The organism is Candidatus Edwardsbacteria bacterium RifOxyA12_full_54_48 (genome assembly GCA_001777915.1).
In the GTDB taxonomy this organism is placed as follows: Bacteria; Edwardsbacteria; AC1; order AC1; family EtOH8; genus UBA2226.
On the sequence record MFFN01000004.1, the window covers coordinates 193,180 to 219,802 of the forward strand.

30 protein-coding genes are annotated in these 26,623 nt (G+C 54.3%); 17 read left to right on the forward strand and 13 right to left on the reverse strand.

Going from position 1 to position 26,623, the window contains the following annotated elements:
* Nucleotides 1–31: 31 nt before the first annotated feature.
* The 13 genes from A2273_02475 to A2273_02535 all read right to left on the reverse strand — a co-directional run bounded on the left by A2273_02475 (nt 32) and on the right by A2273_02535 (nt 14,779).
* Complete coding sequence (locus tag A2273_02475; protein ID OGF07355.1) at nt 32–397, reverse strand: hypothetical protein; 366 nt, start codon at nt 395–397, stop codon at nt 32–34.
* Nucleotides 398–427: 30 nt separating this feature from the next.
* On the reverse strand, nt 428–979 hold the full coding sequence (locus tag A2273_02480) for a hypothetical protein (protein OGF07356.1): 552 nt from the start codon (nt 977–979) through the stop codon (nt 428–430).
* A 161-nt stretch (nt 980–1,140) separates the two neighbouring features.
* Nucleotides 1,141–1,929: a hypothetical protein gene (locus tag A2273_02485; GenBank protein ID OGF07357.1), complete on the reverse strand. Its 789-nt coding sequence runs from the start codon at nt 1,927–1,929 to the stop codon at nt 1,141–1,143.
* 293 nt (nt 1,930–2,222) lie between these two features.
* Nucleotides 2,223–3,404 carry a molecular chaperone DnaJ gene (locus A2273_02490; GenBank protein OGF07358.1) on the reverse strand — a complete coding sequence of 394 codons (1,182 nt, stop codon included), beginning with the start codon at nt 3,402–3,404 and terminating at the stop codon, nt 2,223–2,225.
* A gap of 24 nt (nt 3,405–3,428) precedes the next feature.
* Nucleotides 3,429–4,079: a hypothetical protein gene (locus tag A2273_02495; protein OGF07359.1), complete on the reverse strand. Its 651-nt coding sequence runs from the start codon at nt 4,077–4,079 to the stop codon at nt 3,429–3,431.
* A 335-nt stretch (nt 4,080–4,414) separates the two neighbouring features.
* Nucleotides 4,415–6,334 (reverse strand): molecular chaperone DnaK, encoded by a 1,920-nt coding sequence (locus A2273_02500; protein OGF07360.1) that lies wholly within the window; start codon nt 6,332–6,334, stop codon nt 4,415–4,417.
* A 36-nt stretch (nt 6,335–6,370) separates the two neighbouring features.
* Nucleotides 6,371–6,967 (reverse strand): nucleotide exchange factor GrpE, encoded by a 597-nt coding sequence (locus A2273_02505; protein ID OGF07361.1) that lies wholly within the window; start codon nt 6,965–6,967, stop codon nt 6,371–6,373.
* Nucleotides 6,968–7,104: 137 nt separating this feature from the next.
* Entirely contained in the window at nt 7,105–9,102 is a 1,998-nt protein-coding gene (locus tag A2273_02510; GenBank protein ID OGF07362.1) for a transketolase, read from the reverse strand.
* 134 nt (nt 9,103–9,236) lie between these two features.
* On the reverse strand, nt 9,237–10,064 hold the full coding sequence (locus tag A2273_02515) for a hypothetical protein (GenBank protein OGF07363.1): 828 nt from the start codon (nt 10,062–10,064) through the stop codon (nt 9,237–9,239).
* 18 nt (nt 10,065–10,082) lie between these two features.
* Nucleotides 10,083–11,633, reverse strand: coding sequence for a hypothetical protein (locus A2273_02520; GenBank protein ID OGF07364.1), 1,551 nt, complete (start codon nt 11,631–11,633; stop codon nt 10,083–10,085).
* A gap of 82 nt (nt 11,634–11,715) precedes the next feature.
* Nucleotides 11,716–13,692, reverse strand: coding sequence for a hypothetical protein (locus A2273_02525; GenBank protein OGF07365.1), 1,977 nt, complete (start codon nt 13,690–13,692; stop codon nt 11,716–11,718).
* A 67-nt stretch (nt 13,693–13,759) separates the two neighbouring features.
* Nucleotides 13,760–14,449 carry a hypothetical protein gene (locus tag A2273_02530; GenBank protein ID OGF07366.1) on the reverse strand — a complete coding sequence of 230 codons (690 nt, stop codon included), beginning with the start codon at nt 14,447–14,449 and terminating at the stop codon, nt 13,760–13,762.
* Nucleotides 14,450–14,470: 21 nt separating this feature from the next.
* Nucleotides 14,471–14,779 (reverse strand): hypothetical protein, encoded by a 309-nt coding sequence (locus tag A2273_02535; GenBank protein OGF07367.1) that lies wholly within the window; start codon nt 14,777–14,779, stop codon nt 14,471–14,473.
* A gap of 232 nt (nt 14,780–15,011) precedes the next feature.
* Between A2273_02535 and A2273_02540 the strand changes: the two genes are divergently transcribed.
* From A2273_02540 to A2273_02620, 17 genes are all read left to right on the forward strand, one after another.
* Nucleotides 15,012–15,581, forward strand: coding sequence for a hypothetical protein (locus A2273_02540; GenBank protein ID OGF07368.1), 570 nt, complete (start codon nt 15,012–15,014; stop codon nt 15,579–15,581).
* Between the two features lies 1 nt (nt 15,582).
* Nucleotides 15,583–15,852, forward strand: coding sequence for a hypothetical protein (locus A2273_02545; protein ID OGF07369.1), 270 nt, complete (start codon nt 15,583–15,585; stop codon nt 15,850–15,852).
* A 76-nt stretch (nt 15,853–15,928) separates the two neighbouring features.
* On the forward strand, nt 15,929–16,255 hold the full coding sequence (locus A2273_02550) for a thioredoxin (protein OGF07370.1): 327 nt from the start codon (nt 15,929–15,931) through the stop codon (nt 16,253–16,255).
* An 11-nt stretch (nt 16,256–16,266) separates the two neighbouring features.
* The gene (locus A2273_02555) at nt 16,267–16,470 is read left to right on the forward strand and encodes a hypothetical protein (protein ID OGF07371.1); all 204 of its coding nucleotides are present in this window, start codon (nt 16,267–16,269) and stop codon (nt 16,468–16,470) included.
* Between the two features lie 8 nt (nt 16,471–16,478).
* On the forward strand, nt 16,479–16,709 hold the full coding sequence (locus tag A2273_02560; protein ID OGF07372.1) for a hypothetical protein: 231 nt from the start codon (nt 16,479–16,481) through the stop codon (nt 16,707–16,709).
* A 172-nt stretch (nt 16,710–16,881) separates the two neighbouring features.
* The gene (locus A2273_02565; protein OGF07373.1) at nt 16,882–17,526 is read left to right on the forward strand and encodes a glutaredoxin; all 645 of its coding nucleotides are present in this window, start codon (nt 16,882–16,884) and stop codon (nt 17,524–17,526) included.
* A 292-nt stretch (nt 17,527–17,818) separates the two neighbouring features.
* Nucleotides 17,819–18,739, forward strand: a complete 921-nt coding sequence (locus tag A2273_02570; GenBank protein ID OGF08001.1) for a thioredoxin-disulfide reductase — start codon at nt 17,819–17,821, stop codon at nt 18,737–18,739.
* Nucleotides 18,740–18,784: 45 nt separating this feature from the next.
* Nucleotides 18,785–19,165, forward strand: coding sequence for a desulfoferrodoxin (locus A2273_02575; GenBank protein ID OGF07374.1), 381 nt, complete (start codon nt 18,785–18,787; stop codon nt 19,163–19,165).
* Nucleotides 19,166–19,247: 82 nt separating this feature from the next.
* Nucleotides 19,248–19,823: a rubrerythrin gene (locus A2273_02580; protein ID OGF07375.1), complete on the forward strand. Its 576-nt coding sequence runs from the start codon at nt 19,248–19,250 to the stop codon at nt 19,821–19,823.
* 33 nt (nt 19,824–19,856) lie between these two features.
* Nucleotides 19,857–20,261 (forward strand): hypothetical protein, encoded by a 405-nt coding sequence (locus A2273_02585; GenBank protein OGF07376.1) that lies wholly within the window; start codon nt 19,857–19,859, stop codon nt 20,259–20,261.
* 206 nt (nt 20,262–20,467) lie between these two features.
* Nucleotides 20,468–20,989, forward strand: coding sequence for a hypothetical protein (locus A2273_02590; GenBank protein ID OGF07377.1), 522 nt, complete (start codon nt 20,468–20,470; stop codon nt 20,987–20,989).
* 202 nt (nt 20,990–21,191) lie between these two features.
* A complete protein-coding gene (locus A2273_02595; protein OGF07378.1) occupies nt 21,192–21,650 on the forward strand; it encodes a thioredoxin peroxidase in 459 nt (152 codons plus the stop codon).
* A gap of 176 nt (nt 21,651–21,826) precedes the next feature.
* Complete coding sequence (locus tag A2273_02600) at nt 21,827–22,516, forward strand: hypothetical protein (protein OGF07379.1); 690 nt, start codon at nt 21,827–21,829, stop codon at nt 22,514–22,516.
* A gap of 160 nt (nt 22,517–22,676) precedes the next feature.
* Nucleotides 22,677–23,060, forward strand: coding sequence for a hypothetical protein (locus tag A2273_02605; GenBank protein ID OGF07380.1), 384 nt, complete (start codon nt 22,677–22,679; stop codon nt 23,058–23,060).
* Between the two features lie 66 nt (nt 23,061–23,126).
* Nucleotides 23,127–25,289 carry a hypothetical protein gene (locus A2273_02610; protein OGF07381.1) on the forward strand — a complete coding sequence of 721 codons (2,163 nt, stop codon included), beginning with the start codon at nt 23,127–23,129 and terminating at the stop codon, nt 25,287–25,289.
* Between the two features lie 16 nt (nt 25,290–25,305).
* A complete protein-coding gene (locus A2273_02615) occupies nt 25,306–25,851 on the forward strand; it encodes a hypothetical protein (GenBank protein ID OGF07382.1) in 546 nt (181 codons plus the stop codon).
* On the forward strand, nt 25,848–26,612 hold the full coding sequence (locus tag A2273_02620; GenBank protein OGF07383.1) for a hypothetical protein: 765 nt from the start codon (nt 25,848–25,850) through the stop codon (nt 26,610–26,612). Before A2273_02615 ends, A2273_02620 begins: the two co-directional genes overlap by 4 nt.
* The last annotated feature ends 11 nt before the right edge of the window (nt 26,613–26,623 follow it).

Genomic DNA, 26,623 nt, shown 5'->3' on the forward strand with positions numbered 1-26,623 from the left:
AAAATAAAATACCAAATATAAAATATAAAAACTACTGTTTGCCTTTCATGGTGATTATGCTGGCGGCCAGAATATTGGCGATTTCCTTAGCCTCTTTCAAAAGTCTTTCCCCGGCAGCTTTATCGCATTTATTCGAATCGATAAGTATATCCAGCCAAAAGCTGGTCTCGTTGGCGGACTTCAGCGAGTAGCCGAAGAAATTTATAAAATCCTTTTTCGAACTTGCGGCAATCGCTTCGAAATGATTTGCCCCTATGCTGGTCCCGCTTCGCAACAATTGATTTCCTATGATTTTACATGATTGTGTTTTGGGAAGATCGTCCACGAATGCAATAACATCAAGCACAAATCTCTTAATCCTTTTCCTGAACTCCTCCCTTTGTTGCCTTTTATCCATTTTTTATATTTGCCCTTTTATTTTTGATTTTTAAATCACCTGCTCCACCTTCTTCGGCTCCGGGGTCTTCTGCCATTCCTGGTAGAACTCCTGGGCCTTGGGCCACAGCCCCTTGGTCTTTTCATACACCCACGGCGCCACCTTGCGGATGGAGCGGATCATCCCCGAACGGTCCAGCTTGTGGTTGAATTCCCTGGGCAGCGGCGCCAGGGCCAGCAGCAACAGGATCACCGATATTATCAGCGCCCCCTTGACCAGCCCGATAGCCATGCCGCCTATCTTGTCGGCAAAATCCAGCGGAGTGGCTTTTATGATCTTGGACAGCAGCCAGCCCGCGATGGTGATGGCCAAGAAGGCTGCCAGGAACATCACCACGAATCCGATGGTCGGCGCCAGGTGCGGCGGTATCCCCTTGAACATCTTCTGCAGGCCGCCGGCCGCGGCCGGGTGCAGTTTTAAGGCCAAGAAGAACGCGACGACCAAGGCGAGGATGCCCACGATCTCCTGCACCAGGCCCTTCTTGAAGCCGATCCCCACCGCCAGGGCCAGCAGGATCAGGATGATGATGTCTATCCAGTTCATATCTTTCCTGTCTTAGAAATTTTCTTTGTTATCCAACGAAGATCACATTGAACGGATTATTTTATGCCACACTTCAACCTGCCGCTCATGATCGTTTCCTCAGTGTGACAAAACTCGATCTCCCTCTCCTAATTTATTAGGAGAGGGCAGGGGTGAGGTCGCTACCCCAGCTCCCCCAGCCGGTCCAGCACCACGGTGGACAGCACCAGCCCGGCGGTCTCCGCCCGCAGGCGTCTTGAGCCCAAAGTTATGATATGGCCCCTGGCTTCGGCAATGATCCTCTTTTCATTGGCAGAGAACCCGCCCTCCGGCCCCACCAGGCACAGTACTTTGCGGATATCCCTGTTCTCCGGCAGTCCGGCGAAGACGTCGGCCAGGTTCACTTTTTTCTCCTCCTCGTCGGCCATCAACAGCAGATCGTAGTTGACGAAGGTCTCGGACAGTTTCTTGAGATCCGCCGGCTCGCCGATGGCCGGCAGCACCGAGCGCAGGGACTGCTTCATGGCGGCGATGGCGATCCTCTGCCAGCGGGCGGCCTTGCCGCCCCCGGAATCGTCGTCCAACTGCGGCAGGCTGAAGCCCGGCTTGTCGTCGGCCGGCTTGACCACCGAATTCTCGGTGATCAGCGGGATGATGGCATGCAGGCCGATCTCGGTGCCCTTCTCGATGACAAAGTCCATCCGCTGCCCTTTGGGCACCGCCTGGGCCAGGCTTACCTGCTTGATGGTCTCGTTGCTCTTGCGCCTCCGGTTGAAGATGTTGGCCGTAACGGCTCCGTCGGAGATGGCCGCGATGGTGCACTCGTATTCCCCGCCCTGCCCGTCGACCACCGTGATCTGTTCGCCCTTCTTGTGGCGCAGGGCTTTGGAGATATGCCGGGCCTCCTCCCCGGTGATCACTATCTGCCGGGCATCGATGGAGGACGGCGGAACATAAAAAAATTCAAACATATATTTTACCGAACATGATTTGTTTATCCAATGTCATTGCTAGACGATAATTACGGATTTCTAACGAGGCAATCTATTTTTGATGAAGTTCATCCACTTTGTTATATAACTTTTAAGTTTAGGTCCCTTGGGGGTCCGGGGGCTTTGACGGCTTGACACCAGGGACAATAAGCGCATATATTGATATTGCTAAATTATATAATCCAAAAAGCAATTTGATGATGTTAGTTCCAAAGCCCCCGGCGCTTCTTTGGTTCTTTCTTGGCGACAAGAAAGAACAGAAAGCAAAATTTTTATTCCTCAAACTGACTCAGATCCACCTTGTGCGGGCTGGGCACCCTGCCGTTCTGAACCTCGCCCAGCTGCTTCAGCAGTTTCTTCTCCTCGGAGGAAAGCTTATTGGGAATGTATATCTCCACTCGGATCAGCTGGTCGCCGCTGCCGCTGGAATTCAATCGCGGCAGGCCCTTGCCCCGCATCCGGAATATCTTGCCGGATCTGGTGCCCGAGGGAATGGACAGCTCGGCCCTGCCGGACAGCATCGGCACCGTCACCTTGGCCCCCAGGGCGGCCTGGGCGTAGGAGATGGGCAGGGCCAGTACCAGGTCGTCGCCGTGGCGGTGGAACAGCGGATGCTCCTTTTCTTCGATGTAGACCAGGATGTCTCCGGCCGGGCCCAGCTTGGGCCCGATGTTGCCCTGGCTGCGCAGGGGGATGTAATTGCCGTTGGACACCCCGGCCGGAACCTTGACCCTGATGGTGGCTTCCTTCTTGACCCGGCCCTCGCCCTTGCAGGAGGGGCAGGGATTGCTGATGATCTTGCCCTCGCCGCCGCACTGCGGACAGGCTCCCACGTTGATGAACTGCCCGAACATGGAGCGCGACACCTGCCGCACCTCGCCCGCCCCTTTGCAGGCCGGGCACTCCTTGATGTCGGCCCCGGACTTGGCCCCCTCGCCGTGGCACTCGGAACAGCTCTCGAATCTCTTCAGCTGAATGGTCTTCTCCACCCCGGTGGCGATCTCCTCCAGGGTCAGGGACAGACGGACATTCAGGTCGCCGCCCCGTCGCACCTGCCGGCCGCCCCGGGTGCGGGTGGACCCGCCCATCCCGCCGCCGAACAGCATGTCGAAGATGGATCCACCCCCACCACCGCCGAACATTGAGCCGAATATATCCTGGATGTCATCGCTGTGGGTGAAGTCGCGGCGGAAGTCGAAGCCGCCGGCCCCGAAGCTGGGATCCACCCCGGCATGGCCGAACTGGTCGTAGTTGGCCCGCTTCTTCTTGTCCATCAGCACCTCGTAGGCCTCGGACAGCTCCTTGAACTTCTCCTCGGCCGCCTTGGGGTCCTCCCGGTTCATATCGGGATGGTGCTTCTTGGCCAAGGCCCGGTAGGCCTGCTTGACCTGGCTCTCATCAGCGCTCTTGGGAACGCCCAGTATTTCGTAATAGTCGCGTTTGGTGGGGGTCATAGTTTAGTTATGCTTAGTAAAATTTTATGGTGCATAAATGCAAACGAATTGATTTATTTTCGGATAATATGTCCACAAACCAGGATCTGCTTGTATGGGCTTTCCTGCAAAAAAAGAATAGCCTATTATCGGTTTGTTGCTATAAAATGACCAAAGTGAATCATAATCAATTGTTATCTCTTTTAAATCAATTGTTTCCGTTTTCATAACACCATTGCGCAAACGTTTCCAATCTACTCTTGTTCTTTTGTTAGATACTTCAATTGTGTCACAAAGATATTCTGCAATGCGTGTTAAATACCAAAATTTCTTAGCACGCAAATAATCTAAAGTATCATCAACAAATCCTGCTATATAACTTTTATCATTAAAAAAAGTATCTATCTCGACTTCATTTGAAATAACTGCAAACAAAGTATCTTTACCTTTAATAAATTCATAAGTCCATTCAACAGGTTTCTTCCAATCTATCACTTTCAGATGGTAATTGATTGTCGCCCAGTCGCCATCAACAGTCAGTGGAATCTGTTTGGTAATTACAGTATCCAGTAAATATTTTGCTGTTTTTTCCGGTGTTTGTTTTTGCTGGGTTGTTTGAGTTGCTTGCCTTGGCCCGCATTGGAAGAATACGAATCCGGAAAATATTACCAAAATAAAAGCGATGATTTTTCTCATCAATCCTCCAAAACAACTTTCTCCCTCTCCAAATTTATTTGGAGAGGGTTGGGGTGAGGTCAACTTCTGGATCGCTTCGTTTGCCAGGCTTCATGGTCTTCTGGCGATGACAGAAATCCTTGGGGTCTTCGTGCCTTGGTGGTCAAAGGGCATTGATTCCTGTCTTCACAGGAATGACAATTTGGATTGCTTCGTTAGCAAATCCAACGCTGTCATCACGCAATGACCCAAAGAAATCCGAAATATCCGTGCGGATCCGTGTTCCATTACCCCCATATAAAAGCACAAATAGGGGAGAAGTATTTACCTTCTCCCCTTTTGCCGTTCACGAAAATTTATTTCTTATCTTCGTCAACGACCTTATAATCGGCTTCCTCCGGTCCTTCCGGTTTGGGCGCCTCGCCTTGTCCGGGCTGTTGACCTCCGCCCGTCTCCGGACCGGCTTGGGTCTGCTGTCCGGCCTTGGCGTAAACCGCCTCGCCTATCTTCCGGGCGGCCGCCGCCAGCTCGTCGGAGGCATCCTTGATGGCCTCGGTATTGTCCTTGCCCAGGGCTATCCTCAGCTTGCCCATGGCGTCGTCAATGGCCTTGCGGTCCTCGGAAGAGACCTGCGAGCCGTACTCCTTGAGGGTCTTCTCGGTCTGGTAGACCATGGCGTCGGCATTGTTCCTGACCTCGATATCGCTGCGCTTCTTGCGGTCCTCGTCGGCGTGGGCCTCGGCGTCCTTGGCCATCTTGTCGATCTCATCTTTGCTCAGGCCGGAGGAAGCGGTGATCTTGATGCTCTGGGCCTTTCCGGTCCCCAGGTCCTTGGCCGAAACGTGCAGGATGCCGTTGGCGTCTATGTCGAAGGTGACCTCTATCTGCGGTATGCCGCGGGGGGCCGGCGGGATGCCCACCAAGTCGAACCTGGCCAGCGTCCGGTTGTCCACCGCCATCTCCCGCTCGCCCTGCATCACGTGGATGGAGACCGCCGGCTGGTTGTCGGCCGCGGTGGAGAAAACCTGGCTCTTGCGGGTGGGGATGGTGGTGTTGCGCTCGATCAGACGGGTCATCACCCCGCCCAGGGTCTCGATGCCCAGCGACAGCGGGGTCACGTCCAGTAACAGGACATCCTTGACCTCGCCCACCAGCACCCCGGCCTGGATGGCGGCGCCGATGGCCACCACCTCGTCGGGATTGACGCCGCGGTGGGGCTCCCGGCCGAAGAACTGCTTTACCATCTCCTGGACCTTGGGCATCCGGGTCATGCCGCCCACCATCACCACTTCGTCGATCTCGGTAAGCTTCAGGCCGGCGTCGTCCAGGGCTCGGCGGCAGGGGCCGATGGTCCTCTGCACCAGGTCATCCACCAGCTGTTCCATCTTGGCCCGGGTCAGGGTCAGATCCAGGTGCTTGGCCCCGGAGGCGTCGGCGGTGATGAACGGCAGGTTGATGTTGGTCTGCATGGTGGAGGACAGCTCGCACTTGGCCTTCTCGGCCGCCTCCTTCAGGCGCTGCAGGGCCATCTTGTCCTTGCGCAGGTCGATGCCGTTGGTTTTCTGGAATTCCTCGGCCATCCAGTCGATGATCTTCTGGTCGAAGTCGTCGCCCCCCAGGTGGGTGTCGCCGTTGGTGGAGCGCACCTCGAAGACCCCCTCGCCCAGCTCCAGGATGGAGATATCAAAGGTCCCGCCGCCCAGATCGTAGACCGCGATCTTGTGCGATTTGCCCTTGTCCAGCCCGTAGGACAGCGCGGCGGCGGTGGGTTCGTTGATGATCCGCAGCACTTCCAGCCCGGCCACCTGCCCGGCATCCTTGGTGGCCTGGCGCTGGGCGTCGTTGAAGTAGGCCGGAACGGTGATCACCGCCTGGGTGACCTTCTCGCCCAGATAGGCCTCGGCCGCCTCCTTGAGGTAGCGCAATATCTTGGCGGCTATCTCCGGCGGCGAAAAAACGCTTTCGTTGACCTTGACCCGGGCGTCTCCGTGGGGCCCTTCGATGACCTTGTAGGGCACCAGCTTCATCTCCGAACCGACCTCGCCGTGGCGCCGGCCCATGAAGCGCTTGACCGAATATACCGTATTCTCGGGGTTGGTGATGGCCTGGCGTTTGGCCGCCTGGCCCACCACCTCCTCGCCCGATTTAAGGAACCCCACCACCGAGGGTGTGGTCCTCAGGCCTTCCTGGTTGGGAATTACCGTGGGGTTCCCGCCCTCCATCACCGCTATGCAGGAATTTGTGGTCCCCAGATCGATCCCGATTACTTTGCCCATTTATTCTCTCCTGATTTTCAATTGATTCTAAAGATTCTATTCCGTGGTCTCTTGATTCTGGTCCGCCTCCTCCGGATATTCTTCATTCGGCTCCTCCGGCTCCCCGCCCGGACGCTTGGATACCGTCACCCGGGCATGCCTTAGGACCTTGCCCCGAAAGACGAAGCCCTTCTCCACCTCGTCCAGCACCTGGTTGGGTTCATGCTCGGCGGTCTCGATGGACAGAACGGCATCATGCCGGGCCGGGTCGAATTCCTCCCCTTTGCTGCTGAACGGCTTCAGCCCCTCGTTCTCCAGGATCTTGTGGATCTGCTGGTCTATCATCTGGACCCCCTGGTGGAACGATCTCAAGGCTTCGTCGTTCTCGGCCCCGCTCCGTGATGCCTCTATGGCCCGGTCGAAATTGTCCAGCACCGGCAGAAGCTTGGCAATTATGTTGCGGTTGGCTTCGGCCTCCTTCTCCAGATATTCCTTGGCCACCCTCTTGCGATAGTTGTCGAAATCGGCCATGGCCCGGACATACTTGTCAAAATTCTCATCGGACAACTGTTTGTAATAGCTGCCCTGAGTGATCAGCTCCTTAAGCCTGGCCTTCAATTTTCTGTACAGACCGCTGTTTTTCTTTAACTCCACTAAACCGGCTCCTTACAATGCTTTGGAGGAAAATCGGCCCGGCTATCTTTCCCTGATAATTTTGGGACCGAATAAATATAATCATTAAACCTGGCTTTGTCAATAATTCCGGCTGTAAAAAACAGCTTGCCCCTTCCTTATTTTCCCAGCTGGTTGAGGTGATCGGCTATCCTTTTTGCCGCCCGATCCGAAGTAAGCCCGAATTTCTCCGCCAGGTCCGATTCCGGTGCCGAGGCTCCGAAATCCTCCAGGCCGATGAACAGGCCGTCCCGGCCCAGCAGGCCCCGCCATAACGCCCCCCTGCCGGCCTCGATGGCCACCTTTACCGCCCGAGGGGGAACCACCGAATCCCGGTAATCCTCCGGCTGTCTTAAAAAATCTTCCAGGCAGGGCAGGGACACCACCGCGGCGGACAGACCATCTTTTTGCAGGGACTGGGCGGCCGACAGGGCCAGCCAGACCTCGGATCCCGAGGCCATAATGCAGATCTCCGGTGTGTGCCCCAATGTCTCAAGCACATAACCGCCCCGGCGGAATTGTTCGGCATCGATGCTCAGGCGGGGCAGGACCGGCAGTTTCTGCCGGGTCAGGATCAGGGCGGTGGGACCGCCGGTATTTTTAAGGGCCGCGGCCCAGGCCAGGGCCGTCTCCGGGCCGTCGGCCGGGCGGATCACTTTCAGGTTGGGGATCAGTCTTAAGGCCGAAACCTGTTCTATCGGCTGATGGGTGGGCCCGTCCTCGCCCACCAAGATGGAATCGTGGGTGAAGACATAGATGGCCTGCTGCTTCATCAACGCTGCCAGTCGTATCGATGGCCGGCAGTAATCGGAGAAAACCAGAAAGGTCGAGCCCATCGGGATAAAACAGCCGTAGAGCGCCAGTCCGTTCATCACCCCCGCCATGGCGTGCTCCCTGATCCCGAAATGGAAATTCCGTCCGGCGAAGTTTTCCGGGCTTATCGCCGGAGAGCCCTTGATCTCGGTGTTGGTGGATGGCCCCAGGTCGGCCGACCCGCCGACCAAGGCCGGCACCAGCTCGGCCGCTTTCTGGATTATCCGGCCGGAATGGCTCCTGGTGGCGGCGGCCTCGGCGGATAAAGACCCCAGCAATTGTTCCTCGATATCATCCGGCAGGCGCTTTGACCACATGCCGTCCCACAGTTCGGTCTTTTGTGGATTGCGGTTTTTCCAGGCTTTGAATCCCTTCTGCCACTTGGTGTATGTTCTTTTCAGTTTCTTCACCCTGGCATCGCAGGCCTGTCGGACATCGGCCGGTACGTAAAATGTCTCCTCCGGCCAGCCCAGGTTTTTTCTGGTGGCCAGCGCTTCCTGGGCTCCCAGCGGCGAGCCGTGGGCCGACGAGCTGTCGTGCTTGTTGGGACTGCCGTAGGCTATATGGGTCTTGGCAATGATAAGGGACGGCCTTTTGGCATCTCTGACGGCCGATTTTAGAGCCTTGACCGCCTGGGCCTGATCATGCCCGTCAATCGTCTGGACGCCCCAGCCCAGGGCCTTGAACTTGGCCTTGATGTCTTCGGAAAATGATAGATCCGTCTTGCCGTCGATGGTGATGCCGTTGTCGTCATAGAGGCAGATCAGATTGCCCAGCTTAAGGTGTCCGGCGATGGAGGCCGCCTCGGTGGAGATGCCCTCCATCAGATCGCCATCGGACACCAGGGCATATACCTTATGGTCTATGATATTGAACTCTTCATCGTTGAACCTCCGGGCGGCCATTTTGGCGGCGATGGCCATGCCCACCCCGCTGGCAAAGCCCTGGCCCAGCGGCCCGGTGCTTATCTCCACCCCTGGTGTATGCCCGTGTTCGGGATGTCCCGGGGTCCGGCTGTCCAGCTGGCGGAACCTTTTCAGCTCTTCCAGCGGCAGGTCGTACCCGAAAAGATGCAGCAACCCGTACAAAAGCATGGAGCCGTGCCCGGCCGAAAGGATGAAGCGGTCCCGGTTGGGCCACTGGGGATCCCCGGGATTGAAGGACAGGAAATTGTGCCACAGGGCAAAGCTGAAATCGGCCGCCCCCATGGGCAGCCCGGGATGCCCGGAGTTGGCTTTTTCCACCGCATCCACCGCCAGCATCCTCAGGGTATCGGCGCACTTTTTAGACAGCTTTTGGTCCATCTTGAGCCTATCGCTTTTATCTTGATATTTGGAGGTTTATTTAAACGGTAATGATACCATTTATCGGCCTGTTTTGCAAATGATAAATAAAGACAGGGCCTGTTGCTCCAGGCCCTGTCCAGTGGCTGTCTTATCTATGCAACCTTCCTGAATTCAACCACATACCTGGTGCCTTTCTTCTGATGCACGGCAACCTTGTCGCCAAGCTGCTCGGCCAAAATAGTGATCAACTGCAGCCCCAGGGTGGCCGGGTCTGACAGCGGGGCTGATTTATCGGCAAACCCGGCCCCGTTGTCGGCCACCTCCAGGCGGTAAAGGATATCGTCCTCCAATTTTAGCCGGACGGTTATCTCCCATTTCTTGCCCCCGGGCGGAGGCTCCTTAAAAGCATGCTTAAGACTGTTGGACACCATCTCGTTTATCATCAGCCCGCAGGGGATGGCCACATCCACCCCCAATTCTATGTCGTTTATATCCAGGACCAGCACTATCTGGTCGCTGATGATGCCGTATGACCTGATCAAATCGCTTACCAGGTTCCGGGCATAATGGCCGAAGTCTATCCTGGCCAGATTGGAGGATTTATACAGGTTCTCGTGCACCAGGGACATGGAGCGTATCCGGTTCTGGCTCTCTAAAAAGATCTCCCTGTCCCGGGGATCGTGGACATAGCCCGACTGGAGGCTTAACAGGCTGGAGACCACCTGCAGATTGTTCTTCACCCGGTGGTATATCTCCCGCAGCAGCACCTCCTTTTCCCGGAGAGCGGCCCGGATCTGAAGTTCTACCGATTTTCTCTTGGTTATATCCAGCAGCGAGACCACGCTCTTCTCTGTTCCGGGAACCATGTCGCTGGTCAGGTATATGTCCTTTATCTTGCCGATCCGGTCGATGAAGCGGAATTCGTACTGGGGGGGTGCGCCCTGTTTAGCGTCTTGGAGCAGCCGGTGGTATTCCTGCATCCGCTCCAGGTCGGGCTTTCAGACGAACTCGGTCCACTTCTTCCGTCCTTCGATCTGACTGCGGTCAAAGCCGGAGAGCTTCTCGAACTCTTGATTGGCCAGGGATATGGTCAGGTCGCTTTCGATGATGGCCATGGCCGTGCCGGTGTTCTCAAATATATTGCGGTATCTTTGTTCCGAGGCCAGCAAGGCATCCCGGCTGGCCTGCAATTCCGCCAGTTGCTGCTTGAGCTCCTCGTCAGAGGCCTGAAGCTCCTCATCGGCTACTGTCAATCTCTGGTTGAGCATCAGCAAAGCTTGGTGTTTTTCCAGCAGGGCCCGTTCGGCCTGTTTTTGGTCGGTGATATCCCTCAAATGCTCCACCACCTTGGTCACCTGGCCCCCTTCGTCCAGCACCGGGTAGGAACGGGCGTCGATCCATACCCCCAGGTTCTCAAAATATTTCTCCACCCGGGCGGGTTTTTTTGTATCTATGGCTATGGCCGTGGCGCAATTATCGCAGGGCTTTTCGCGGTTGATAAGCTGAAAACACCTCTTTCCCTTGATGTCGATATGAGAGCATTTCAAAAATTCATAGCCGGCCCGGTTGTATTTTTCCACCCCATGCGCTGCATCCTGGATTCCCAGTATATCGGGGATGACGTCAAACACCGCCCCCAGCAGGACAGACGATTCCTTGAGTTCCTGGCTGTACTGCAAAATTTCCGCGGTCCTGGCCTTTACCTGGCTTCTCAGCACAAGGCCGAAGATGGCCATTAATGCCAGCCCTCCGATCAAGGCCCCCAAAACCCATTTCACATAGCGGGGAATAATAACACGGGGCCGTTCTCCCAGCCATTTGTCAAGAGACCTGTAGTATACCGAACCGGGGTCGTTCTTCATGCCGGAAAGGTTGCGGTCGATGCGGTTGACGATCGGATCGTCCCGGCCCTTGGGAAAGGCAAAATAAACCAGCTCCGGCCGGAACATTACCGAGGTGGGCAGAATATCCTTGCCCCGCAGATCGGAAAAATAAAAGAACCGGCTGGCGATAATGACGTCGGCCTGGCCCTTTCGCAGGGCCTCCACGGTGCCGGAATAATCGGGGCAGGGCAGCAGCGTAAAATCGATATTCAACAGCCCCTTGATCTCCTGGGGCAGGTATTCCTCCTGGATCGCCCCTTTAAGCACCGCTATCCTTTTTCCGTCAAGATCCTTGGCGCTCTCCAGCTTGACACCCTTGCCGGCAAAGGCCTGCAGCCAGGATTCTATCACCGAAATTTTATTGAAAGAGAATTTTTCGGCCCTGTCTTGTGAATATGTGACATCCAACACCAGGTCAAGTTCGCCCTTCTCCAGCCTTTCCAGGTTCTGGCTCCAGGTGCCCGGTGCATACTCGATCGTCCACCCCTCATTCCTGGCGATCTGGTTCATTATGTCAACAAATATCCCCTGGGGTTTTCCCCTCCCGTTCCAGAAGACCTTGGGAGGGTTCTGGTAGATCCCCACCCGGACGGTCTCGGCGCCGGCCGGCGGCCGGCAAAAGGCCGCAGCTAAAATAAAAAACACCACGACCAACCGCCATGGCATTCTGAGGGGCTTTGCCCCCAAGCTTCTCATTTTTTCACCTCGCTTCAAATGATAAAACAAACATAAGCCAGCGGCATTGACCTTACAGCCGGATCGTTATTTCCTCCATCACCTCCGCCAGGAAGGGATCGAACTGGGTGCCGGCGCACCTTTTGATCTCCTTGATGGCCTGTTCCGGCCCGACTGCCCTTCGATAGGGCCTCTTCTGGGTCAGGGCGTCATAGGCGTTAAGTATGGAAACCATTCGGGCATATAGGGGGATGTCCTCGCCCTTCAGGTTTCGGGGATATCCGCTGCCGTCCCACCACTCATGGTGGGCCAGGATGGGCTCGGCCAGGTCGGCGGTCTCCGGCGTGTTCTGGACGATGTGATAGCCTATCTCCGGATGCCGGTGCATCATCTTCCATTCCTCGGCGGTCAGTCGATCCTTCTTATTGAACAGTTTTTGCTCTATTGCTATATTGCCGAGGTCGCAGTATTCCAGCACCTGCTGCAATTTTAAGGTTTCGGGCGGGGTCAGCCCCCGGGCCGATGCCATCTCCCGGGCCAGGCCCTGCAATACCCCCAACTGCTCCTTGGTCCGCTGTCCTTTTTGGTAATACAATCCCAGCAGATGAGACATGATGTCGGTCCGGACCTTTTTGCTGGTCATCATCTTGCTGCGGTACATGTTTTCTTCGGCTTCCTTCAGGATGTCCTTGATGTTCTGCTCCATCTTTTTCTTGGTGGCATGACCCATGGCCAGGCTCAAAGCAACCGGGCCCTTGACCTTTTCCCGGCACAGTTGGTTTATCCTCTGGCAAAGTTCGTCGGCCTTGTAGCCCGGAGTGTTCAACAACAGCAGGGCGAACTCGTCGCCGCCCCACCGGGCGATGATATCCTCGCGCCGGCAGCACAGCTTAAGGATCTGGGCCATCCGGTTGAGCAGCTCGTCGCCCTCGACGTGCCCAAAGGCATCATTGACCAGCTTGAGGCCATTGACATCGGCCACAAACATGGTTATCGGCAGATGGCGGTTGGTATCTATCCTTAAAATCTCCTCCTCGAAAAATGCCCGGTTATGCAGTCCGGTGAGCCGGTCGTAAAAGCTCAAATATTCTATCTGCTGCTGGGCTTTCCTTTTCTCCGTCACATCCTTGATGGTAGCCATTATTCCGTTCACCGCCGGCAGATCCAGCATATTGCGGGATAGGGCCTCGATGGTTCGATAACTTCCGTCTTTATGCCTTATCTTGAAATCCATGCAGCGAACCTCCCCCACCCTGGACAGCAACTCTCCGAAGACCTTTTTCACCTCTACCGCATCATCGGGAAAGATATAATCATATACCTCTGCTCCGAGGACATCCTTTCCGTCGTAACCCAGCATTATTTTTACCATGGGATTTACATAGGTCAGCCGGCCCTCTCTGTTCACTATGGCGATAAGATCCAGGCTGTTCTCGATCAGCGAACGAAAATGCTTCTCGCTGGTGCTGAGTATTTCCTCGATCATCACCCTTTGGCTGATCTCGTGCTTCAAATTCTGATTGGTCGTCAGCAGTTCTTTGGTTCGTTCCCTTATTTCGGCTTCCAGGTTCTGCTGGTTTTTCTCCAGAAGGTGCTGGATATGCTTGCTGGTGGTGATATCCTGGAAAGTGATCTGGGCGGCCGGCTGGCCGGCGAAGACGATTGGTGAGCTAATGGTTTTGACATCCAGCTCCACCCCGTCCCGTCGGACCACTTTTTGCTCCAGCAGGCCGGCATTGATGCGATTATTTACCACCCTTTCGATCCGATTCTGTTCTATCTGCCGGTAATCTGGATGCATGAACTCACCTATGGTCTGGCCAATTAATTGATCCGGCTTTTCTATCCCCAGCAAACGGGCAAAGGCCTGATTGGAATATAAAAATCCCTGGAGGTTAGCCACGGCGATCGGCACCGGGCTGTTCTCAATCAGCCGCTGGAACCGGGCCTCGCTTTTTTCCAGCTGTTTTTGATGTTCGGTCGAAAGATGGCTTATCTTGCGGTGGCCCAAGAAGACCGCGCCGACAAAGGCGCCCAACAAGAGCAGCATCGTTCCGCTTCCGGCTAAAATCAGCCAATATAAGTTTCCATTGTTCATAATAAAATCAAATAATTATTCAATCTGCCACCTCCCAGACCGCTTCTTTCCCACTTACGGTCAACCGCGGTGCCGACCTATCGGTCCATTTGAGGCTTATGAAGCCTATGGCGTAAATCCCATTGACCAAAAAGCTGATGACCCAGTTGATCCTCCACAATGGCGCGGCCTGGGTAAAAACAAAATTAAGGTTGGAATATATAAGTATGTTTCCGGTGAAGTTGAGAAGCAGGCCCAGGCAGATCCAAAAGCGATGATCATCGAATATAGAAGTCTTTCCCCATATTGACATATATATCATAAAATGGGTTGCCGCCAGCATAAAAACAATGCTCTCTATCAACAGGGGCATTTTAGCAAAACCATCCTTGGAGGGGGCGATAACATTGAAATAAATCCAAACTATCGCCATCAGAGCGCACCCCGCCGCTATTATCGCCCTAATAAGAGATCTCTCGTTCCACCAGCAGAAAATTATTGCAATTATTACCGTTTCAATAAAAAAATAGATTTGATACACCAAATAGTTATTTGTTTTCCTCAGGGCCATCGACAAAGCAATTGTTTCCGCTATAAAGGCGATAACTGTCAGCAAAAAAAATATTTTTGTTGCTTTGGGCATTTTTTTTAAAAAGAACGCCCCGCCTGCGATCGGAAACAGCAGCGATAGATAATATCCGGCACCCAAAACGTAATCAGCGATATGCATGACGATTACAAACCTTCTGCGTTATATTATGCTTTTATCCGGCGGACAATATGGCGGACAGGGAAATCCAAACTCGGCCAAAAGCCCTTTGGCAATATCATTCCCCTTTTTATCCACCCCGGTCATGACCAGGGTATTGGCCCCGGTGGGTTTTTTAGCATAATATATGCGCAGGCCGAGGCAGCCCTTCTGTTTTAATATTTTGCCAATGGCATCCCTGCTGAAATAAAGCGCTTTCACTTTTTTCTTGGCCTGGTTTTTTTGATAGGCCTTGACCAGAGCCTGCGCTTTCTTAAAACTAATCTTATGCTCCTCTTTTCCGGTGAACATATTCTGACTCCTCAATTGCATTTGCCGCGCCAGCGGGTTTCTTTTCTCCCGCTATTGACATTTACCTATCTATCAATTACTATTAAAAAGCTTTGGGACCGTTTGCGGTGGCCCAAAAACAGTATTTACTATATCACCAACCGCTGTGGTTATGATAACTCCACTATTTTATCCTGTCAAGGACATTTTTTATTTATTTTGAATCCTTTAACCATACTCGACATCTAAATACATGAAGCAGCCCATCGACGAACATATTTTGTTACAGCAGGCTCGGGACGGAGATTCAGGTTCTTTCAATCAGCTGGTGAAGCTCCACCAATCGAGGGTATATTCGGTGGCCCTGCGGCTGCTGGGCAGCCCAAGTGAGGCCGAGGACGTACTGCAGGAGACTTTCATCGCCCTGTATCAGAAGCTCCATCATTTCAGGGGTGGATCCAAGCTTTCCACCTACCTGTTCCGCCTGGCCACCAACTTCAGCCTGATGAAACTGCGCCGCAGCAAACGCCGGGGCCGCGATGCCGGCCACCTGCCGCTTAACGTGGTCGAGGAGCTGCCGGACAAGGCCGCCTCGCCCCTGGAATCGCTGCTGAGCAGAGAATTCCGGGCGGTGCTGGATCAGCAGCTGCAGAAGCTGCCTGCTAAGGACCGGGCGGTGGTGGTTTTAAGGGACATCGAGGGGCTGGATGGCGGCCAGGTGGCCAAAATACTGGGGCTCACCTTGCCGGCCATGAAATCCAAGCTTCACCGCTCCCGGGAATTTTTGAGAAAAAACCTGTCGGGTTATTTAAAGGATAGTTGACATGCCGAAAATAATTTCTAAAAAGGCCCAGCACCACTGCCACCGGATGACGGCGGCCTTCTCCGAGTATCTGGATAAGGACCTCAGGAAACAGCTGTGCCGCAAACTGGAGGGTCATCTGGCCGAGTGCCCCGACTGCCGGATGTATTTTGACACCCTGAAAAGGACCGTAACCCTGTACCGCTCTCTGGAGCAGGAGCCCCTGCCCAAAGACGCCGAAAAACGCCTGTTCGCCACCATCCAACTGGCCCGGAGCAAAAGCCAAAAATAAACTTTGAATCCTTTGGCGGATTGCGGCATCTAAATTAACAGAAACCAAATTATTTTGATAACACAAAGGAGCTAAAATGTCCGTAGCGCATTTGACCGACGGAAATTTCGACCAAGAGGTCTTGAAATCCGACATCCCGGTTCTGGTGGACTTCTGGGCGGCCTGGTGCGGCCCCTGCCGGATGGTGGGGCCCATCATCGAGGAATTGTCCAACGATTACCAGGGGAAGATAAAGATGACCAAGCTGGATGTCGATGCCAATCCCCAAAAATCTTCCCAGTTCGGCATCCGCAGCATTCCCACCATGCTGATCTTCAAGAACGGCCAGATAGTTGACACCCTGGTGGGCGCCATGCCCAAACCGGCCATCGCCGCCAGGCTGGATGCCGCGATAAATAAATAAGGAGGATCCCCATGAAAACCAACGAAAGCGTTCTTGACCGGATCATCCGAGCCGTATTGGGCATCGCCCTGCTGGCTGCAGGTCTGTTGATGGCCGGTCCGATAAAATGGGTCCTGCTGGTGCTGGCTGCCATCGCTTTGATAACCGCCGTCACCGGCTTCTGTCTGCTTTACAGGGTCCTGGGGATCAACACCAATAAAAAAACAAAGGAATAACATCTAAAATGCCGATCTACGAATATCAGTGCCCCCAGTGCGGAGTGAAGACCGAAGAGCTGGTGGCATCATTCTCCGCCCCGGCCCCCAAATGCCCCCAGTGCGGGGTAAAGACCGAGAAGATGCTCTCCACCTTCGCCGCCTCGGTCGGCGGCTCGGATTCATTTTCCAGTGGAGATATGGGCGGTTCCTGCCCTTCCGGAAACTGCGGATGTTCCTCCGGCTCCTGCGGGCTTTAGCCTCTGAATGATGCGCAAACCTGCCCGCTATCTGATAATAATATTTTCACTGCTGGCCCTGTTGGCTTTCGGGGCCCAGGTGGTCCGGGGAATAATCACCGGAACAGCATCTCAGTGCAGCGTCTCCGGGAACTGCCGCTGAGAAGGCGATAAATGAAAGGAGGGTTATAACATGGGAATGTTGAAGGAAGATGATCAGAACCATCTGCGCCATGAATTCTCCGAAAAACTGGTTGACCCGGTAAAGATATTGTTCTTCACCCAAAAGCTGGAATGCCTGTACTGTCAGCCCACCGAGGAGATCTTGACCGAGATCGCCGCCCTTTCGGACAAGCTGTCGCTGGAAAGATACGACCTTTTGGAGGATAAATCCCTGGCCGACCAGTACGGCATCGACAAGATCCCCGGCATCGCTCTGATAGGCGGCAGGGATTACGGAGTGCGGTTCTTCGGGGTCCCCTCCGGCTTTGAGTTCACATCATTGATAGAGGACATCATAGACGTATCCCGGGGCACCACCGGACTGACCCTCGACTCCCGGGAAAAACTAAAGAAGATAGCCAAGCCGGTCAGGATCCAAGTGTTCATCACCCCCACCTGCCCCTACTGTCCGGCCGCGGTCCGGATGGCCCATCAGGCGGCCATCGAGAGCGACATGATCACCGCCCACATGGTGGAATCGGCGGAGTTCCCACAGCTGGTCCAGAAATACGGGGTGATGGGCGTCCCCAAGGTGATCATCAACGAGACCATCCAGTTCGAGGGAGCCCAGCCCGAGCCGGTCTTTATCAATCACATATTGAAGGCGGCCGAATAATTTAATGGAAAGGAAAACACGGGGATTTAAAAATCTAACGCAGGATCTGTGAAAATCCCCGTCCCATACATATAAAATGATAATTGTTAAATCCGAATACTGTCCCCAAAATCACCGCTGTCCGTCACTAAGAGTTTGCCCGGTCGGTGCCATCAAGCAGGACGGCTTTAAGGCTCCTTACATCGATCAGGATAGATGCACCAATTGCGGACACTGTCTGCAAAGCTGCCGGGTTTTTCAAGAGGCCCCTGTCCCGGCTAATTCGATAAATTGATCGCAAAATATGGAAAACATTAAAAATTACGACATCGCCATCTTGGGCGCCGGCCCGGCCGGGCTGACCGCCGGACTTTACGCCGGCCGGGGCGGCCTGAAGGCGGCCATAATCGAAAAGATGATGCCCGGCGGCTTGGTGGCCAACACCGAGCGGATAGACAACTATCCCGGGTTCCCCGAAGGCATCTCGGGTTATGAGCTGGCCCAGAGGATGGAACAGCAGGCCAAAAAATTCGGGGCCGAGATTCTTTCGGCCCAGGCCGACAGCGTTTCGGCGCATGATAAGTTTCAGCTGATAGCCTTGTCCGACGGCAGCACCGTCAAATCCCGGGCCCTGATCATCGCCACCGGCGCCTTTCCAAAAACCTTGGGAGTGCCGGGTGAAAAGGAATTGCTGGGCAAAGGGGTCTCCTACTGCGCGGTATGCGACGGGGCCTTCTTTAAAAACCAGCCGGTAGCGGTGCTGGGCGGCGGTGATTCGGCTGTGCAGGAGGCCATCTACCTGGCCGGGCTGGCCTCAAAAGTGACTGTTATCCACCGCCGCAATGCCTTACGGGCGGCCGATTCCATCCAGAAGATCGCCTTCGCCAACGATAAGATAGAGTTTGCCTGGAACAAGGAAATCCTGGCCATCGCGGGCAGCACCGGGGTGACGGGCATCAAAGTCATGGACAAACAAACGCTGGCGGAAGAGGTGATCCCGGTCACCGGAGCATTCATCTACGTGGGCTATAAGCCCAACAGCGATCTGGTAAAGGATGCCGTCAAGACCGACCAGCAGGGATACATCATCACCGATGAAAATATGGCCGCTTCGGCCCCGGGCATATTTGCCTGCGGCGACATCCGTAAAAAGCTGGTCCGGCAGATCTCCGGCGCGGTGGGCGACGGCGCCACCGCGGCCATCGCCGCCCAGCAGTACCTGGAATTACAGTAAGGACATGGCATGCCGTGTCCCAACGATAAAACAAGGAGAATCATCATGGCCGAGAGAAATCAGATCTACAAATGCGAGATTTGCGGCAATATCGTGGAGGTGCTGCACGGAGGCAAGGGAGAGCTGGTCTGCTGCGGCAAGCCCATGAAGCTCTATGCCGAAAACACGGTCGACGACGCCAGGGAGAAGCACCTGCCGGTGATCGAGAAGACAGCAGATGGATACAAGGTCAAGGTCGGCTCGGTGGCGCATCCCATGGAGGAGAAGCATTATATAGAGTGGATCGCCCTGTATGCCGACGGCCGGGTCCTTCGCAAATATCTGAAGCCCGGGGATGCTCCGGAGGCGGAATTTTTATGCCAGGCCAAGGAAGTGACGGCCAAGGAATTCTGCAACCTGCACGGTTTATGGTTGGCTCAGGGGTAACAATCATTAGGAAGACACGGATCCAGGATCGGCTGTTTGCAGTATTCCTGGTTTCCTTATTAAAATAATTTCAGGAGGGAAAATGAAAAGCTTAAAAGGAACCCGCACCGAAAAGAACCTGCTCAAATCCTTCGCCGGGGAATCCCAGGCCCGCAACCGCTACACCTATTTTGCCTCGGTGGCCAAGAAGGAGGGCTATGAGCAGATATCATGGTTCTTTACCGAAACGGCCGAGAACGAAAAGGAGCATGCCAAGAGATTCTTCAAATTCCTGGAGGGCGGCGGAGTTGAGGTCACCGCCATGTATCCGGCCGGCAAGATCGGCACCACGCCTGAGAACCTGAAGGCCTCCGCCGAGGGCGAGAACGAGGAGCACACCAAGCTGTATCCGGAGTTCGCCGCCATCGCCGACGAGGAGGGATTTTCCGAGATCGCCAAGATATACCTGTTCATCGCCGAGGTGGAGCGGGAGCATGAGGCCCGTTATCTTAAACTGCTGGCCAACCTCGAGAAAAAACAGGTGTTCAAAAAGGACCAGCCCATCAAGTGGCGCTGCCGCAACTGCGGTTACGTCTACCAGGGCAATGAGGCTCCCCAATCCTGCCCGGCCTGCGCCCATCCCCAGAGCTATTACGAAGCAATGGCTGAAAATTATTAATCACACACACATTATTTAAGATAAAAGAGATATATGCCATTGACATTGGATTGGGTCAGGGACCTGCAGTTCACCGCCAGCGACGACGCCGGCCACGGCCTGGTGTTGGAATCGAAAAAGGACGGCATCCCCTCCGGGTTCTCCCCCATGCAGCTGCTGTTGATCTCCCAGGCCGGATGCATGGCCATGGACGTGGTCTCCATACTCAAGAAGAAACGGGTGGACCTGGCCGGCTTCCGGGTGCTGATGGACGGAACCAGGGCCGGGGAGCATCCCAAAAGATTCACCGATATGAACTTTGTCTTCGAGGCCCGGGGCAAGGTCCCGCCGGAGGCTCTGGAGGAGGCCATCCAGCTGTCCAAGGAAAAATACTGCTCGGTATCGGCCACCATCCAGAACGGGGTCAAGATGAATATTGAGAGCCGGGTGATTTCCTGATGAACCATATCTTAAAAATAGCCATAGGTGCCGTCGGCGGAGGAGCCATGGGTTTTCTGTACTATAGATTCATCGGCTGCCGCACCGGGGCCTGTCCCATGGCCGCCAACCCCTGGATAAGCACCCTGGTGTGGGCGGTTATCGGCGGACTGATGATGGCCGGCCTCAAAAAATAGTTTACAAATCTACAACCATAGGAGTGACCAATGAAGAGATACCTCCCCCTGATGATCCTGTCTTTATCGCTGACCGCCGGAATTTCCTGCGCGGGCAATAAGAAGGCCGAAAACAACGAGGCCAAGGTGGTTCCGGCCAAGGCCGAGTGGCTGGCCTTCGACCAGGCGATGGAAAAGGCCGCCGCCGACAAGAAATACGTGGTGGTTGACTTCTATACCGACTGGTGCAAGTGGTGCAAGGTGATGGACGATAAAACCTATTCCGATTCTTCGGTTACGGCGGCCCTGAAGCAAAATTTCGTCATCGCCAAAATAAACGGCGAGAGCTCGGACCAGATCACATACCTGGGAAAGGTCATGGCTCAGTCGGACTTTACCATGGGCATGAAGGTCAGCGGCTTTCCCTCCACCATGTTCATGGACAGCGATGGAAAGGTGATCGGCATTCTGCCTGGATATATCGAGGCCCCGGTGTATTTAAAGATCCTGGCCTATGTCTCCACCCAGGCCTATAAGACCAAAAAGCTGGACGACTACCTTTCCGGGAAATAGCCATGAAAAAAACCGCCGGGATAATTATCCTGATAGTCTCCATCGCCGCCATAACGGCAGGCGTTTTTAGAAAAGAACTGAAACCCCTGTACATTAATGCCATGGCCATCTGCTATTCCTGCATCGGTCTGCAATAGAACCTGTCCGGTGTCATTCCGGTCCGATCCGGGATCCAGCATCTCATATTAAGGAAGGATATATCATGTCCGTTACCAAGACCGGCCAAAAGGCGCACGATTTTATTCTTCGGGACCAGCACAATATCGAATTCAGGTTGAGCGCTTTCAGGGGGCGCAAGGTGCTGCTGTCATTCCACCCCCTGGCCTGGACCAAGGTCTGCGCCAGGCAGATGCAGTCCCTGGAGAAGAATCTCAAGACCTTCGACCTGCTCAACACCATGCCGGTTGGGATGAGCGTGGATGCCATTCCCTCCAAACACGCCTGGGCCAGGGAGCTAAAGATAAGATCCCTCCGGATGCTGGCTGATTTTTGGCCGCACGGAAAGGTGGCCCAGGCCTACGGCCTGTTCCGGAAGAAGGAGGGCTTTTCCGAAAGGGCTAATGTTATTGTTGATGAATTCGGCCAGGTGGTCTGGGTGAAGGTTTACCCTATAAAAGAACTGCCGGATATAAAAGAAATTATCAAATTTTTATCTAACTAAGCTTGAGGATCTTTAAAAACCGCCTTTTTATGGCGGTTTTTAATTTTATATATCATTTATTTACCCTAATATACAAATATTATTAAAATATTTTTTCGCTTTTTATAAAAAAGGGCTTGACAAAATGACAATTCGATGATATAATACAAACGTTTGATTAATACAGGGAGAAAATAATGACCAAAAAAAATAATGGAAATACCGATCCCAAGAGGCGCATCTTCGAAGCTGCCGCCGCTTTGTTCGTGAACAAAGGATATTCGGCCATTGGGGTTCGCGAGATCGCCAAGGAGGCCGGTGTCAACATTGCCATGATCAACTATTACTTCGGCGGCAAATCCGGAATATTAAAGGATATCCTGGAGGATGCCTTCGGCAAGTATTACCAGGCCCAGGCCTCGGCCGGGGACAACAGCACCCCCCCCGAGGAGCGGGTACGCAACCTGGTGACCAATGTAGTGCACTTCTTCCGGGAGAACACCACCGAAGCCCTGATCTTCTTTAATTGCGCAGTATTGGATATCCCCGAACTAAAGGGCCTAAAGGAAAAGTGGCGCAAGATGTACAGTGAGCTGATGCTCGATCTGTTCCTTCAAATGGGTGTCGACCTGAAGGATCCGGTCCATGCCAACATCTACAACGGGTTTTTGGGAGGGATGATCAAGAACCATTTTCAATTTAGGCACGAGTTGGAAAAAAACAAAAAGACCGCCGAGGCATGTAACGAGGAAGATTGCCAGGAAACAAAGCACATTGAATTTGACGATCTTTTTTATCAAAGATATGTTGATCTGCTGGTCAACCAGTATTTTCATGGGGTTATTTATGCCACCCAGAAGGATAAAATGAAATACGGGCCCAAATAGGTGAAACAAAACCAGCGCCTTTCACGTATATACCATTAGATACATATATTATCGCCGCTTATTTACGCCCAAGCCCGAGAAGGCTATATTTTTTAAAACCACACTAAACAAACGTTTGCCCGCATATAAATTCAATTAACCTTTAAAAAGCGAGGTTACCATGAAAAAGATCCTGCTAACAACCGCCACCCTCCTGGGGTTGGTGCTTGCCGGCAATGCAATGTCTGCCACCGATCGGATAATTGTATCCAAAACCGTTGAAACTGCCGCACCTTTCTTGATCAATGAAATCACCGATAATGCATTTCTAAGCATCGCTCTAGACCGCAGGACTATTTGCAACGGCTGCGAATTAAATCAAGTGGCGGGCGCCGAGCGCCTGGCGCTAAAAGCCCTGAAAAATGTCAGCAGTTTTTTGATCAAAGAATTTTGCCGCATGGCCAAGGCTGAAAATCCAAGCCGGCATAAAATATCCTATAGCGAAAGAAATAATCCTGAGGCCCTGATCACGGCTCGTTCAAACTTAACGGCCCTGGTTCGCTAATTATCGGTCTTGCAGATAACCATAAATATCAGCCCTAACAAAAAACTTATTTTCAGGAGAACCCCCATGAAAAAGGTTTTAGACTTGAGGTCATTATTCGTCATTTCATTGCTGCTGACCGCTCCTTCCGCCCTGTTATCCCAGGAGACGGTGCTGGAAAAATCCATCTCGATAAAGCGGACAACGGCGGTCCCCGAAATAGACGGGGTCATCGAAGAGATATGGCAGCAGGCCGATTCGGTCAGCGACTTTGTCCAGAACCGGCCCTATGAGAATGCCCAGCCTAGCGAGCGGACTGTAGCCTATCTGATGCAGGACGACGAGAACCTGTATGTCGCCTTCCGCTGTTATTCGCAGAAGAATCCCCCCACCAAAAGCTATACCAAGGATGAGGATTATGTGCTCATCGGGATAGATCCCATGGGCAGCCGGACCGGCGGTTATTTCTTCTGGCAGTATGCCAGCGGCATTTTCTGGGATGGGATGTACACCGACGACGGACGCAGCATGGACCTAGCATGGGAGGGCGTCTGGTACCAGGCGGTGAAGGTCCACCCCGACCGGATGGATATGGAGTTCAAGATACCGTTCAAGACCATCCGCTATAAAAAAGGGCTTTCGGAATGGGGGCTGCAGCTGCGGCGGCACATAGCCGAGAACTTCGAGGATGACTCCTGGGTCCCGGTGCCGCAGCGCGACAACGACCTGATCTCCCGCTGGGGGAAGCTGGCCGGCATCGAACCCCGTTCATCGGGCTATTACTTCGAGCTTTACCCCGAGGGATTCATGCGCAACGACAAGTTCGCCGGCCTCAAGGACCAGGCCCAGCCCAGCGGCAGCCTGACCATGAAATGGGACATCACCCCGCAGACCACCCTGAACGCCACCGCCTACCCCGACTTTGCCCAGATCGAGTCCGACCAGTTCTCCCTGAACCTTTCCCGGTACCCCCGCTACCTCCAGGAACAGCGGCCGTTTTTTGTAGACGGGCAGGATGTGTTCCGGCTTTCCAGCTTCGGCGACGGGGGCGGGTTCTCGCCTCTGAACATATTTTACTCCCGGGCGGTGGGCCGTTCCATCGGCGGAGAGGCGGTCCAGATAATGGGCGGAGCCAAGCTGACCCATAAGACCTCAGCTTGGAACCTGGGGGTGCTGGCGGCCATGACCGATCAGTACTCCGACCAACAGTTGGGCATCGCCGAGCCCCAGCGTCGTTTCGGCGCCCTAAGGGCCAGGCGGCGGATACTGGCCAACTCCGAGATCGGCATTCTGGCCAGCGGAACCATGGTCGACGGCGGAAACTACAACTACTCCTCGGCCCTGGAGACTGTGCTGAGAAGCGGCCCCAACCAGCTGATCATGCAGGGGGCATTCTCGGACCGCAGCGGCAAGACCGGCTGGGCCGGCACCGCGGGATTCCGGGGCTTCACCGGGCCGCTGCTGACCATGGCCACCGCCGAGGTGGTGAACGATTCCTTCGATGTTTCGGACATCGGATTTGTGCCCTGGGCCGGCCGCAGTAAGCTGGCAATAGGCAGTGGACCATACTGGACCTACAAGCAGGGCGCCCTGCGCAACCTGATCATCAACCTGGGCGGAACATTGGAAAAACAGCCGGGCAGCAGCCAATGGTCGAAGATCGGATCGCTGATCATAAACCCCACCTTCCGCCGCAACCGGGGCGGAAGCCTGGAGCTGAACGCCGGGCGGGGATACGAGGCCGACACCAGCTACCTGTTCCGCAGCCTCGATCTGAGCGCCTGGAGCATGCTGTTCGGCAATAATTTCAACGCCGGCTGCCGCTACGCATACGAATACAACTACAACCGGGGCTACCTGGCCTACAACGGCTCCAACTACATGGTGGCCAGCTATTCCTTCATCTCGCCGCTGAGCATGACCCTGCTCACCAACCTGTGGATGGAATGGGACACCACCAAAAGCATCCTGGCCAGCTGGTCGGTCATCCGGCCCAGAATGGATTTCCGGATCACACCCACCATGACCCTTTCGGCCTTCAATGAGATGGTGTTCCTAGCCCCTAAGACCCAACTGACCTCGTCCCAGCACCTGTCCAACCGTATGGGAGCCCTGTTCTCTTGGAACTTCGCCCCCAAAAGCTGGATCTATATCGCTCTCAACGATTATCAGGCCCAGGACCTCAACGGCTTCATGCAGCCCCAGTACACCATCAGCGCCGTCAAGGCCAAATACCTGCTGTATTTTTAACAGAAAGGATCTCGAGATGAACCCCGCCCTTTTAATCATAGATTTTCAAAAGACGTTCTTATCCGGCGATCCCCATACCGTCCGGTCGCTGGAACAGGCCAAGGCCTACATAAACAGCGCCATAGAGCTGTTCCGGGAGCGGAACCTGCCGGTGGTCTGCGTCCAGCATCTTTCCCCCAAGGACGGCCTGGCGCCCGGGGATCCGGGATATGAGATACCGGAGGGCTTGAAGATATTGCCCACCGATATCCATCTCCAAAAGGAGCATGGCAATTCGTTCCATCAGACCAAGCTCTGCCAGGTCCTCAAGGATCTGAGGGTGGATACCATCTTTCTGGCCGGATTCCGGGCCGAGTACTGCGTGCTCTCGACCTACCGGGGGGCCCAGGACGAAGGTTTCGCCGCCATCATGATCCGGAATGCCCTGGCCAGCCCCAGCCACGAGAATATCCGGTTTGTGGAATGCATCAGCGATGTGGTGTCGGTAAGCAACCTGAAGTACCTGCTGTCGGAGGACGCCTTGCCGGCTGTCAGCAATAACATATCTCACGAGGCACAATGAATTCGAAGAACGAACTAAGCCGGGGGGCTATCCTTCAGGCGCTGAGGCAGGCCCTGGAGCCTAAAAAATACCTTATAGCCATGTGGGAGGGCGGCGCCGCAGCTTTTGGCCGGGTGGACCGCTGGTCGGATATCGATCTGATGGTGGCTGTCAAAGACGGACAGGCAGACAAGGCGGCCCAAGAGGTGGAAGCAATCCTGAAAAAACTCTCTCCCATCACAGCCCGGCTGTCTGCCAGCCACCCCAACTGGCCGGACATGATCCACACTTTTTACAAGCTGGCCCGGGCCGGAGAATTCTTAATAGTGGACGTGGGGGTGATGCCCCAAAGCAGCCAGGACAAGCTTTTGGAGACGGAGATCCACGGGAAAGCCCTGGTTCACTTCGACAAGGCCGGGGTCTGCCAGCCGCCCCGGCTGGACCGGAATAAGTTCCTGGCCGGCATGAAAGAGCGAAAAGCCAGGCTGATCAACATGTTTGAACTGTTCTCCAATTATGTGGCCAAGGAGCTTAACCGAAAGAATTACATCGAGGCCCAGTATAATCATTTCATGAACCTGAACATGCTGGTGGAAGCCTTGCGAATGAAGCACTACCCTTTCCATTATGATTTCCGGGGGCGGTATCTGCACTATGAAATTCCGTCCCGGGAGGCGGCCAAACTCCAAACATTGTTCTATGTAAAGGATACGGCTGACCTACGCCGCAAGGATGCCCGGGCCAGAAGGTGGTTCAAAGAGGCAATCGAAGAATTACGTTAAGGGACTCAAGC